We start from the raw sequence: 13050 nt of genomic DNA, 5'->3' as shown, positions 1-13050 counted from the left end.
ACCGAGATATTTGGAAAGAAAAGCCCCAATCGTTTTAGAACGATTGGGGCTATATCTTTTAAACTGATTGCTTATCGAACTTCAGAACCAGCTGCAACAGCTTGCTCTGGAGATACAAATGCTAATTTACCATCAGCATCTTCAGCCATTAGAATCATACCTTCCGATTCAATTCCTTTTAGTTTTCTTGGCTCAAGATTCATCAAAACACTTACTTGTTTACCAATAATTTCTTCTGGCTTGTAGTGCTCAGCAATACCCGAAACAACTGTTCTTGTATCTACTCCTGTATCAACAGTAATCTTTAAAAGTTTCTTCGTTTTAGCAACTTTTTCAGCTTCAGTAATGGTTCCAATTCTAATATCCATTTTCATGAAATCGTCGAAATTGATATTCTCTTTAACTGGAGTCGCTACTCTGTTTTCAAGTTCGTTAGCCACTTTAGTTGCTTCTAACTTATCAACTTGCGCTTGAATGGTCTCGTCCTCAATTTTCTCAAACAATAATTCAGGCTTATTGATCTGATGACCAGCAGGAAGTGCATCGGCAGTTACATCTGCCCACTCAATACGGTCCATATTAAGGAAACCACGAAGTTTCTCAGCCGTGAATGGCAAGAATGGCTCCATCAAAGTACTTAAATTGGCTGAAATTTGTAAAGAGATATTCAAAATAGTCTTAACACGTGCCTCATCGGTTTTAATCACCTTCCAAGGCTCAGTATCAGCTAAATATTTATTACCCAAACGAGCAAGTGTCATAGCTACTTTAAGTGCCTCACGAAAGTGGAAAGTCTCCAAATTCTTTTCGATATCAGCTTTAATTACAGGAATCTGAGCCAATGTTTCTTTATCAAAATCAGTAAGCTCTCCCGCTTCAGGAACTAAACCTCCAAAATATTTGTGAGTTAGAACTAAAGCACGGTTAACAAAGTTTCCAAAGATTGCAACCAACTCATTGTTATTACGAGCCTGGAAATCTTTCCATGTGAAATCGTTATCCTTAGTTTCAGGTGCATTTGCAGTTAATACATAACGCAATACATCTTGCTTCTCAGGAAATTCCTCCAAATATTCGTGTAACCATACTGCCCAGTTACGAGAAGTAGAAATCTTATCACCTTCCAGGTTTAAGAATTCGTTAGATGGTACGTTATCAGGTAAAATGTAAGAACCTTCAGCTTTAAGCATAGCAGGGAAAATAATACAGTGGAATACAATATTATCCTTACCAATAAAGTGAACCATTCTTGAATCTTCAGCTTTCCAATACTTTTCCCAATCAGGCGTATGCTCCTTGGTTGCCGAAATATATCCGATAGGTGCATCGAACCAAACATAAAGCACTTTACCATCAGCTCCTTCAATAGGAACGGGTACACCCCAGTTCAAGTCACGGGTTACAGCTCTTGGATGCAAGCCATTGTCCAACCACGATTTACATTGTCCATAAACATTTGGCTTCCATTCCTTGTGTTCCTCAAGAATCCACTCTTTTAGGTATGGCTCGTATTTATCAAGAGGTAAGTACCAGTGCTTGGTTTCTTTTAATTCTGGTTTATTTCCTGTAATAGCTGAACGGGCATCGATCAAATCAGTTGCGTTTAGTGAAGTACCGCAACTTTCACACTGATCGCCATAAGCTTTCTCATTTTTACAATGCGGACATGTTCCGGTAATGTAACGGTCAGCTAAAAACTGATTGGCATCAGCATCGTAAAATTGCGCAGAAGTTTTCTCAACAAACTCCCCCTTATCGTAAAGGGTTTTGAAAAATTCAGTTGCTGTTTCGTGATGAGTCTCCGAACTTGTTCTAGAATAAACATCGAATGAAATTCCGAATTTCTCGAAAGAATCTTTTATAATATTATGATATTTATCAACCACATCCTGTGGTGTAATACCTTCTTTTTTTGCTTTAATGGTAATGGGTACACCATGTTCGTCCGAACCACCAATTAATAACACATCCTCACCTTTCATACGCATATAACGCACATAAATATCAGCAGGAACGTATACGCCCGCTAAATGCCCAATATGAACTGGCCCATTCGCATAAGGAAGAGCAGCTGTAACAAGTGTTCTGTTAAATTTTGTCATCTGAAAATAGAGGTTTTAAAAGACCTTCATTCAACAAGAGAGATCAATTTGTCTCTTGGAACTTTGTAAAGACCTTAAGTATTAATAATGAAACTATTTGCGAGTAGCCGATTAATGAATCGGTCTCGAAAGCGCAAAGATAAAATAGAATTCACAATTTCAAGCATTTAGTTTTGAAATGATTCGGGATTCCTCATATTACAATTCAGTATTTTATTGCTAATTTGGTGTTTATTAAAAAGTGATAATTCTTTAATTGTAAGAATCACAGGATCAAAAATTTGAATATAAAATATCACATCATATGTTTCAACCTGCCTTATTAAATAAAGGAGACAAAATTGGCTTAGTTGCTCCCGCTGGTAAAATTGACCGTCAAAAGATAATCACTGCTAAAACTGTACTCGAATCGTATGGTTACGAGGTTATATTAGGCGAACATGTTTTTGATGAACACCACATATTTGCAGGGACAGATGAAGATCGAGCTGCTGACTTGCAAATCATGATCGATCATGAAGAAATAAAGGCGATCATCTGCGCTCGAGGTGGATATGGGTGTATTCGTATTATTGATAAGCTTCGTTTTGATGGTTTTGAGAGACACCCAAAACTATTAATTGGATTTAGTGATATTACGATTTTACATGCCCGCTTAAATCACCTCCATTTTGGAAGCTTGCACGCCACAATGCCTATCAATTTCACAGAAAACATAGCTGATTCGACCTCCGTACAAAAGCTGATGGAATATCTGGCTGGGGAACTTTCAAGTTATCAGTTAAAATCCCATGAACTAAACCGTAATGGCTTTGGAGAAGCTCAACTCGTAGGCGGGAATCTTTCTATTATTTGCAGCTTGAATGCTACTCATAATGAACTCAATACACATGGTAAGATTTTATTTATCGAAGATCTAAACGAAGAACTTTATCATTTGGATCGATTGATACTAAGTCTCAAACTGAGTGGTAAATTAGCACATCTCGAAGGTCTTATTGTTGGTGGGATGAGCGATATGAAAGATGGAAAAACGCCTTTTGGAAAATCGGCGTATGAAATTATCCAAGAAGCAACAAAGGACTACGATTATCCAGTTGTTTTCAATTTTCCGGCAGGTCACATTGATGAAAATTGGCCTTTGCCATTAGGAAAAAAAGTTACAATCGATGTAAATGAAAGTGCAGTTAAGTTAGGTTGGAAAAACTAAATTCCCGCAAAAACCTCAGAGGTTTTTAATCGCAGAATTCGCAAAGATTAATTTATATAATTTTTCAGAATCTCTTTGCTGTCTTAACGTTAATACGAGTCACATAATCCTTAGCACACTTTACGTGAAAATTTGAAACTTTTAAAACCATGGCAGAACATAACGATTTAGGTAAGTTAGGCGAAGATTTAGCCGCTAAGCACATGCTAAGCTTAGGCTATAAGATTCTTGATCGCAACTGGATTTATATAAAGAAGGAATTGGACATTGTTGCAACTGATGGTGATTATTTAGTCGTTGTTGAAGTAAAATCAAGATCGACAGACTTCTTTGAACATCCGTCTGATGCCATTACTCTGCCTAAAATCAGATTTCTTTGTCGTGCTACACAAGCCTATGTTGATCTCAAAGAGATAGAAATGGAAGTTCGTTTTGATGTGATTTCGGTGATAAAAAGAAATGGGAAATTTGACATTGAACACATTGAGGATGCCTTTATTGCACCTATTGGCTAATAAATAATTGTCGATTTATAATCAGACATTGTAAATTACGAATTGAATACTATGAATATTGAAGAATTAAGAGACTACTGCCTTTCAAAAAAAGGAGTTACCGAAAGCTTCCCATTCGATCAGGAAGTTCTTGTTTTTAAGGTGATGAATAAAATGTTTTTACTCACTAATATCAACAAGGATTTAAGTATGAGTGTAAAATGTGATCCAGAGCTCGCAGTGGAATTACGTGAACAATTCCAACAAATATTACCTGGATGGCATATGAATAAAAAACATTGGAATATGGTTGCCATTGATGGTGCAATTTCGGATAATCAACTCAAAAACTGGATCGATCATTCTTATGAATTAATCGTAGCCAGTTTGACTAAAAAGCTGCAAAATGAGCTATTAAGCATGTGATTAATTCAGTAATCTTAATATCTTTCCGGTCGAATTATAAAACACAACCATAAAACAACAAGCATGAATTTTAAACAATTAAGCGTAATCGCTCTTTCCCTGACTTTATGTAGTCAAGGACAAGCATTCGCAAAAAAGAAAGGAAAAACTACAGGAGAAGGATTCAATTTTTCCCCAATTTCAAATGTATCAACTACTGAGGTTCGTAATCAGGAAAGTACTGGAACTTGCTGGGCTTTTGCAACGACTTCATTTATCGAAACAGAATTGATTCGTTTAGGCGCTGGAAATATCGACTTATCAGAGATGTTTACGGTTCGTCATGCCTATTCTCAAAAAGCGCTACGTTATTTCCGTCTTCACGGAAAAGGTAACTATAGCGAAGGTGGTCAGGCTCACGATGTATTAAACGTAGTAAGAGAATTCGGTTTTGTGCCTGAGACAGCTTATTCTGGAAACGAATATCAGGGTGAATTTCACATTCATAAAGAGATGGTGAAGTCAACCAAGGCCATGTTGGATGAGATCGTGAAAAACCCCAATAGAAAAATCACCCCAGTTTGGAACCAATCAGTAAATGGTGTTTTAAACACATATATGGGTGCTGCTCCAGAGAAATTCGAATCAAATGGAAAAACTATATCTCCAGTTGAATACATGAACAATACAGGATTCAAACCTAGTGATTATATCGAATTAACGTCATACTCACATCACCCTTATTATAAGGAAATGAATCTTGAGATTCCTGATAACTGGTCAGATGATTTGTATTACAATCTACCAATTGATGAATTGATGTCTGTTATGGATAATGCTTTAACAAATGGCTATTCTGTTTGTTGGGATGGTGATGTAAGTGAAAAAGGTTTCTCTCATCGTAATGGTGTTGCAATTCTTCCAGTTGCTAATACAAAAGACATGTCTAACTCTGATATTGAGAAATGGACTGCCATGTCAGCAAAAGAGAAGAAGGCTTCATTATATAAATTTGATAAGCCAGGAACAGAACAAGATGTTGATCAGGCTTTAAGACAAAAGACTTACGACAGCTTCGAAACTACAGACGATCACTTGATGCATTTAACTGGTATCGAGAAAGATCAGAATGGTACTCGTTATTACAAGACTAAAAACTCTTGGGCTAAGAACTCAAACAAAATGGGTGGCTACTTAAACATGAGTGAGTCTTATGTACGTCTTAAGACTGTTGCTATCATGGTTCATAAAGATGCCATTCCTGCTGAATTGAAAGCGAAGTTGGGATTATAGAAAATTCTAATTATTATTGGAGACAAGAAATAATTTAAGGTTCGAGGTTTTTACTTCGAACCTTTTTTTTACTTTATCCATTTCACATCCATTATAAATTATTTTACAGTAAAAACATTTTTTTTTAAGAAAAACTTAAACTCATTAATAACCCAAGCTAATAATCGTACTATTTAGACAACGAAACAACATCATTAAATATTAATAACCAACAGATTGCATTAACCGCTCAATAATTACCAAAAAGATTCCATACCAATGCAAATATTTAACTATAATATTAAATTATGGATAGACACTAGTTAATTATGAATTATAAAGCAGCATCTGTGTTGTAATACATGTAAGAAAAAATGCATATAATTGTTAACCCAAAATTAACAATGACTAACCCAATTTGTTATGAAATCCCTAAGTAACTCCCATCTAAAGCAATTTAGAAATGGAGATAATTTCGCTTTTAAAAAGATTTATGAACGTTATTTTGATGCTCTTTATCTTTTTGGAATGAAATATATCTCCTCTCAAGATGTTATGGAGGATATTATACAAGAAGTCTTTATTAAGGCCTGGGAAAAACGTTCTTACTTTTTCCATGAGTTAGCGCTAAAAGCATTCCTTTATAAATCTGTTAAAAATTCATGTCTCAATCATATTCAACATCAAACTGTCAAAAAGAAATTTGAAAACAGACAAGATCAAAATTCTTACGATGAGAATATTTTCTACAGAAATATTATTGAAGAAGAAGTTAATCGACAAATTTCTGCAGCGGTTAAAGAAATTCCAGAATCAGCTCGAATCATATATCTCCTTAGTTTAAATGGGGTTAAAAACAAAGAAATTGCTGAAGATTTGAGAATATCAATCAATACAGTCAAAACTCAAAAATTGCGTGCTAGTCGATTTCTAAAAGAAAAACTAAAAAAAGAAAATTAGTTAAATTCCAAATAACTAGACAAATAACCTATAACTGAAAAAAAAGGGGTGATAAAAAGAAATTTTTGTCACCCCTTTTTCGACTTTGCCTGTTTAAGCAGATACAAACTACTAATGCTATTAAGAGAATGAATAAATTAAACTCCTCATTTAAAATTGCAGACCTTATTTCAAAGAGATTAGAGGGGAAACTATCTCAGGAAGAAGGTCGTATTTTAGATGAATGGAAATATGAGAATGAAGAGAATTTAGCTCTCTATCACAAACTCTCGAAAAACCCTGAGAGTAACTATTTTAAAAATGAAGACCTGCTTGAGGATTCTAAAAAAGATGACATTTGGAATAAAATCAACTCCAACATTCAACAGAAGAAAACAAAAAAAATCAAGTTCGAATTTCTTAAATATGCAGCAAGTCTTGTCGTAATTGGTCTTAGCACTTTCTTTTTAATCAATTCTATTCCAGAAAAACAGACAAATAAAATTGCGATTATTTCTCCTGGTAAAAACAAAGCTCTTTTGATGCGCGAAAAAGGCGAAACAATAGTTTTAGATGAATTCGTAAAGCTTAAGGAAGATGGTTTAGAGATTAATAACACTGAGGGACATCTGGTTTATAAAAATGACAACAAAAACCTGTCTAAGAAAAAAATCTCATACAATTCCATAATTATTCCTAAAGGAGGAGAATATAGTCTAACTCTTAGTGATGGAACTAAAATTTGGCTTAACTCCAATTCAAAATTAAGATATCCTACAAAATTTACAGGCAAAGAACGTCTAGTTGAATTGGAAGGTGAAGCTTATTTTGATGTAAGCAAGAATAAGGACTTCCCTTTTGTTGTAAAAATGAATGATATTCAAATTAAAGTTCTTGGTACATCGTTCAATGTGAATGCCTACGGAGATGAAAATGAGATTATAACTACCCTTGTTGAAGGTAAAGTGGAAGTTAATGGTTTAGTCAGGAACCAAAAGGAAATACTTACGCCTAACGATCAGTTTATTATTAATAAACACAATGGTAACTTCAAAAAGACTCAAGTAGATACTCAAATCTATACGGCATGGAAGAATGGCAGGCTAGTATTTCAAAATGAAAGACTTGAAGAAATTATGATTCGATTATCACGCTGGTATAATGTAGAAGTCTTTTTTATGAATAATGAGTGTAAGAATATAAAATTCTCAGGCGACCTCGCTCGTTATGAAGATTTCAACAGTGTCCTCGAAATGATAGAATTCACTAATAAAGTTAGATTTTCAATTAAGTCTAGAAGTGTCATAGTCAAAAAAGTAAATTAAAAAAAATACGGAGAAAGCTTGTAACAATCTCCGTATAGAGTCAATAAATCATTTCTGTTGAAGCAGAAATGTAATACTAACCAAATCAACTATAAAATTATGGAAAAAAAACGAGAAAAGTCTTCCTATTTTTATGAGAATATTCTCAGGGGAAAACGACTACTACTCATGCTTTTAATGGTGAGCATAATTCAAGTGAATGCTTGGGCATCACCTCAACCATCGACTTATGAATTAAATTTGAACAATTGCTCTCTAGTAGAGATTTTTAATTCAATAAAAAGCCAATCTGACTTTACATTTCTTTATAGTAATGAAGATGTTGAAAATATTGATAATGTCTCAATTTCAACAAAAGATGCTGATATCAGAACAGTCTTGGATGAAAGTTTAAAAGATACGAATCTAGAATATAAGATTAAAGATAAGGTTATCATCATCAAGCCCTCATCAAATAAAAAGCTAGAGTCGACTATTAAGTCAGGGCAAATACAAAATAAAAAGAAAATTACTGGTGTAATAAAAGATGATAATAATCTAACTCTACCTGGAGTTTCAGTCGTTATAAAAGGAACAAGTACTGGAGTTTCAACAGATTTTGATGGTAAATATTCGATTGAAGTTCCCACCAAAGGAACAACTCTTTTATTCTCTTTTATAGGAATGATCTCTCAAGAGATTTTAATTACAGATCAAACTGAATTAAACATTACTCTAAAAACTTCATCTGAACAACTCAACGAAATTACAGTTGTTGTGAGTAATGGATATCAAAAAATTGATAGAAGATTATTTACAGGTGCTGCGACCAAAATTGATGCTGCCAAAGCAAAAGTTGATGGTATTGTAGATGTGGGACGTATGCTAGAAGGTAAAGTTGCCGGAGTATCAGTTCAGAATGTATCAGGAACTTTTGGAGCTGCTCCAAAAATTAGGGTTCGTGGTGCTTCATCAATATATGGTGATACAAAGCCATTATGGGTGGTAGATGGTGTTGTTCTTGAAGATGTAGTTGATATCTCACCTGATGAATTATCATCGGGAGATGTGGCAACCTTAATTAGTTCTTCTGTAGCTGGAATTAACTCAGATGATATCGCTTCATTTTCAATTCTGAAAGATGCATCAGCAACAGCCCTTTATGGTGCCCGTGCTATGAATGGTGTTATTGTAATTACAACGAAGAAAGGTAAAGCTGGTAAAACAACAGTAAATATCACTTCTGAAATGACAGTTAAACAAAAGCCAAACTATGGCCAATATGACATAATGAACTCTCAGGAGCAAATGTCAATGTTTACTGATATGGAACGAAAAGGATGGTTAACCCATGCTAATATGGCGAGATCTCAAGATGGCGGTATTTATTTTAAAATGTATAATGCAATCAATACCTATAATGACCAAACAGGAAAATTTGCATTAGAGAATACTCCCGAGGCCAGAACTAATTTCTTAAAAAGATATGAATATGCCAATACTGATTGGTTTGATATCTTATTTAGAAATTCATTACAACAAAACCATTCTATTTCTATTTCTGGAGGATCAGACAAATCTAAATTTTATGTATCTACCAGTTTATTGCATGATGAAGGCTGGACAATTGCTGATCAAGTTGATCGTTACACAATCAATATGAGAGGTGATTTTGAACTATCAGACAAATTATCAATAGGAGTTCAAACTAAAGGATCTATCAGAGAACAAGAAACTCCAGGCTCATTTGATAGAACAAATGATGTTGTTAATGGTAACTACAAAAGAGAATTTGATATTAATCCTTTTTCTTATGCAATGAATACAAGTAGAACCATTACTCCTTTTGATGAAAATGGTAATCTTGAATACTTCAGAATGAATCATGCTCCATTTAATATTATAAATGAGTATCAGAATAATAAAAATGAATTGGATGTGCTTGATTTGAATATTCAAGCAGATTTAAGCTATAAATTCAATAAAAATTTGAATTATAAATTCATTGGTTCTGTTCGTTATGTGAAATCAACCAATGAGCATAAAATCATGGAAGGATCTAATGTCGCTCGTGCATATCGTGCTAATGATGATGCAACTGTAGCGCAAGCCAATCGTTATCTTTACACTGATCCTGAAAATCCTAATGCAAACCCTGTTGTTGTTTTACCTCATGGAGGTTTCTATAACAGAGAAGATAACTCATTAAAAAATTACTATTTCAGAAATATTATAAACTGGAATAAAACATTTGATGAAACTCATATTGTAAATGTTTTAGCTGGACAAGAACTGAAATATGTTGATAGACAAAGAACATATTTTAATGGGTACGGCTATCAATATGATAAAGGTGGTGTTGTTTACACTGATCCCAACATTATTAAATCTACTGTACAATCAGGATATTCATATTTTGGAATGACTCCTCTTCGTGATCGTTCTGTTGCAGCTTTTACAAATATAGGATATTCTTATAAAGGTAAATATACATTCAACGGAACAGCTCGTATTGATGGTTCCAATAAACTTGGTGAAGCTAGAAGCGCGAGGTATCTTCCTACTTGGAATATTTCGGGAAAATGGGATGTGAAATCAGAATCTTTCTTAGCTGATGTTGATGCAATTTCTTATCTACAGTTAAGGGGAACTTATGGTTTGACAGCAAGTATGGGTCGTTCAACAAATTCACAAATTATTCTAAGAAATGAGTTAACAACTACACCATATGAATCCGAAAGACAAAATGGGATGTTGATTAGTGCTCTTGAAAACTCAGAATTGACTTGGGAGAAGCAATACGAAACAAATATTGGATTAGATATTGGATTATTCAATAACAGAATCAGTATTCAAACTGATGTGTATAAACGTAATGGATTTGATTTAATAGCAGCCATTAGAACCTCTGGTATTGGTGGCGAAGCATGGAAATATGCAAATTATGCTGATATGGAATCCAAGGGTATCGAATTTACTTTGAATACCAAAAACATCAAAACAAAAGACTTTTCGTGGACTACCAATCTTACATTTGCTTATAACGAAAATGAAATCACTAAGTTAGAATCAAAGCCAAATATTTTTGAATTGGTTAAGTCTGAAGGTGGAGCTATTCTTGGAGGTCCTGTAAGAGGTTTGTATTCGATTCCATTTGCTGGCCTTAATGAAGATGGTGTACCCACTTTTAAAGATGCTAATGGCGAAACTACAACTGATGTTTATTTCCAAGATAAAGAAACAGATTATCTGAAGTATGAAGGATCGATAGACCCAAAGATTACAGGTGGTTTTTCTAATCAATTCAAATATAAGAATTGGAACTTAAATGTCTTCATGACCTATCAGTTAGGAAATGTAATTCGACTTTATCCTTCTTTTCATGCTAACTATAGTGACATGGATGCCATTACTCGTGATATGAACGATAGATGGATTATGAAAGGTGATGAAAATCTAACGACTATTCCTACAATTGTATCTAAAAGAATGTACGATAAATACGGATCTGATATTGAATCGACTTATAATGCCTACAACTACTCAGATCAGAGAGTTGCTAAAGGGGATTTTGTCCGCATGAAAGAAGTTTCGTTAAGCTATAATCTTCCTAAATCTGTTCTTCAAAAAATAGGTTTAAACTCTGCTCAAATAAAAGCACAAGGAACAAATTTATTCCTATTGTATTCTGATTCAAAACTAAATGGACAGGATCCTGAATTTTTTGGTGCTGGTGGTGTAGCAATGCCAGTTGCTAAGCAATATACAATGACCTTAAAGTTAGGATTTTAAAACAGACTCTTATGAAATTTAAATATTTATATCTACTCATTGCAGCCCTAAGTTTTGTGGCGTGTGATAATTATTTGGATACAACTCCTGATGATAGAACTAGTTTAGATTCTCCTGAGAAAGTCAGCGAATTACTAGTTAATGCTTATCCTGACAATTCCTATGGCATGTTTTGCTTCTCAATGAGTGACAATGCCGAAGATAAAGGATCTGGAACTATACTTCAAACTAATTCTGATGCCTATGCATGGGATAAGTTCACTGATGTTTCTCAAGATAGCCCAACTGGATATTGGGATGCTTGTTATAAAGCTATTTCACATGCTAATGAAGCATTAGAGTATCTTAAAACGAAAGTTACTGGAGAAGAAGATGGTAAAAAAATATTCGAACCTTCTTTTGCGCCTTACTATGGTGAAGCACTTGTTGCAAGAGCTTACGCACATTTTATGCTTGTTAATTTATGGTCAAAAACTTATGATCCATCAACAGCCAAAAATGATATGGGGATTCCTTATGTAACTACTCCAGAAAAAACTGTTCTAGTCCAATATGATAGAGGAACTGTTGCTGGAGTATATGCACAGATTGAGAAAGATCTTCTAGAGGGTTTACCATATATTAAAGATAACGCTTACGAAGTACCTAAATATCATTTAAACTATGATGCCTCTCATGCTTTTGCGTCTCGCTTTTATTTAATGAAAGGTGAATGGGCTAAAGTTATTAAACATAGTGACCTCGTATTAGGAGTTGATCCAACAACTAAATTCAGAGATTTAAATGGTGCATATTCTAAGCTAGGCCTAAACGAACAAGAAGCTCAATACAATAAAGCGGAGGAGCCTTCTGTATTACTTCTTGCAAGTACTGTTTCTCGATGGTTTAACTATTATTTTGCTAAAGCGAGATATTCGATGACCTATGATATTCAAAATGCATTATTTAATAATGTTTTTGTTGGTGGAACTTGGGCTTTATCAGCAGCAGCATATGGTTCAGAACATAAACTAATGCTTAAATGGGGATACTTCTTCAAACGTGCAAGCTTAAATGCAAATACAGGTTGGTATTATACTATGACACCTCTTCTTTCTTCTGAAGAAGTTCTATTTAATCGAGCTGAAGCTTATGCTATGCTTAATCAAAAAGCAGATGCTATCACTGATATTAATTACATTCTTAGCAAAAGAATAAAAGATTATAATTCTACAACACATTTAGCTACTACAGAGAATATTCAAGACAATTATAAAGAAGCAAAGGTAGAATACAAATTAAATCCTTTCTATAACACAACAATAGAGTCTCGTGATATACTAAACTGTATTATCGATTTGAAGCGAAAAGAATTCTATTATGAAGGACACAGGTGGTTTGATATTAGACGATTTAACATTCCTGTAGAACACAAAATTGTTAGGGGAACTCCGACAATTCTATCGGATAAAGATCCAAGAAAACAACTTCAAATACCTGAATCTGCTCAATCTTATGGTATTATGGCAAATCCACGATAGTTTAAAAAAAAC

General features: G+C 34.1%; 9 protein-coding genes. 8 read left to right on the top strand and 1 reads right to left on the bottom strand.

Going from position 1 to position 13050, the window contains the following annotated elements; translation table 11 throughout:
- Positions 1-71 precede the first annotated feature (71 nt).
- The gene (gene metG, locus ACXR6G_RS14160; RefSeq protein ID WP_458362094.1) at positions 72-2102 is read right to left on the bottom strand and encodes a methionine--tRNA ligase; all 2031 of its coding nucleotides are present in this window, start codon (positions 2100-2102) and stop codon (positions 72-74) included.
- Positions 2103-2406: 304 nt separating this feature from the next.
- Between metG and ACXR6G_RS14155 the strand changes: the two genes are divergently transcribed.
- The 8 genes from ACXR6G_RS14155 (at position 2407) to ACXR6G_RS14120 (ending at position 13038) form a co-directional block, all read left to right on the top strand.
- Positions 2407-3312: a S66 peptidase family protein gene (locus ACXR6G_RS14155; protein WP_458362093.1), complete on the top strand. Its 906-nt coding sequence runs from the start codon at positions 2407-2409 to the stop codon at positions 3310-3312.
- 149 nt (positions 3313-3461) lie between these two features.
- Positions 3462-3827 (top strand): YraN family protein, encoded by a 366-nt coding sequence (locus tag ACXR6G_RS14150; protein ID WP_458362092.1) that lies wholly within the window; start codon positions 3462-3464, stop codon positions 3825-3827.
- A gap of 51 nt (positions 3828-3878) precedes the next feature.
- Complete coding sequence (locus ACXR6G_RS14145; protein WP_458362091.1) at positions 3879-4232, top strand: MmcQ/YjbR family DNA-binding protein; 354 nt, start codon at positions 3879-3881, stop codon at positions 4230-4232.
- A 63-nt stretch (positions 4233-4295) separates the two neighbouring features.
- Entirely contained in the window at positions 4296-5504 is a 1209-nt protein-coding gene (locus ACXR6G_RS14140) for a C1 family peptidase (protein WP_458362090.1), read from the top strand.
- A gap of 402 nt (positions 5505-5906) precedes the next feature.
- Positions 5907-6443: an RNA polymerase sigma-70 factor gene (locus ACXR6G_RS14135; protein ID WP_458362089.1), complete on the top strand. Its 537-nt coding sequence runs from the start codon at positions 5907-5909 to the stop codon at positions 6441-6443.
- Between the two features lie 128 nt (positions 6444-6571).
- On the top strand, positions 6572-7747 hold the full coding sequence (locus ACXR6G_RS14130; RefSeq protein WP_458362088.1) for a FecR family protein: 1176 nt from the start codon (positions 6572-6574) through the stop codon (positions 7745-7747).
- A gap of 99 nt (positions 7748-7846) precedes the next feature.
- Positions 7847-11518: a SusC/RagA family TonB-linked outer membrane protein gene (locus tag ACXR6G_RS14125; protein ID WP_458362087.1), complete on the top strand. Its 3672-nt coding sequence runs from the start codon at positions 7847-7849 to the stop codon at positions 11516-11518.
- Between the two features lie 11 nt (positions 11519-11529).
- On the top strand, positions 11530-13038 hold the full coding sequence (locus ACXR6G_RS14120; RefSeq protein WP_458362086.1) for a RagB/SusD family nutrient uptake outer membrane protein: 1509 nt from the start codon (positions 11530-11532) through the stop codon (positions 13036-13038).
- The last annotated feature ends 12 nt before the right edge of the window (positions 13039-13050 follow it).

The organism is Ancylomarina sp. YFZ004 (genome assembly GCF_054254355.1).
This window is presented reverse-complemented; position numbering and strand designations above follow the sequence as displayed.

Coding starts and splice junctions, on each gene's coding strand:
- ACXR6G_RS14140 (WP_458362090.1), top strand. CDS start 4,296: ATGAATTTTAAACAATTAAGCGTAATCGCTCTTTCCCTGACTTTATGT.
- ACXR6G_RS14130 (WP_458362088.1), top strand. CDS start 6,572: ATGAATAAATTAAACTCCTCATTTAAAATTGCAGACCTTATTTCAAAG.
- ACXR6G_RS14145 (WP_458362091.1), top strand. CDS start 3,879: ATGAATATTGAAGAATTAAGAGACTACTGCCTTTCAAAAAAAGGAGTT.
- ACXR6G_RS14150 (WP_458362092.1), top strand. CDS start 3,462: ATGGCAGAACATAACGATTTAGGTAAGTTAGGCGAAGATTTAGCCGCT.
- ACXR6G_RS14155 (WP_458362093.1), top strand. CDS start 2,407: ATGTTTCAACCTGCCTTATTAAATAAAGGAGACAAAATTGGCTTAGTT.
- ACXR6G_RS14125 (WP_458362087.1), top strand. CDS start 7,847: ATGGAAAAAAAACGAGAAAAGTCTTCCTATTTTTATGAGAATATTCTC.
- ACXR6G_RS14120 (WP_458362086.1), top strand. CDS start 11,530: ATGAAATTTAAATATTTATATCTACTCATTGCAGCCCTAAGTTTTGTG.
- metG (WP_458362094.1), bottom strand. CDS start 2,102: ATGACAAAATTTAACAGAACACTTGTTACAGCTGCTCTTCCTTATGCG.
- ACXR6G_RS14135 (WP_458362089.1), top strand. CDS start 5,907: ATGAAATCCCTAAGTAACTCCCATCTAAAGCAATTTAGAAATGGAGAT.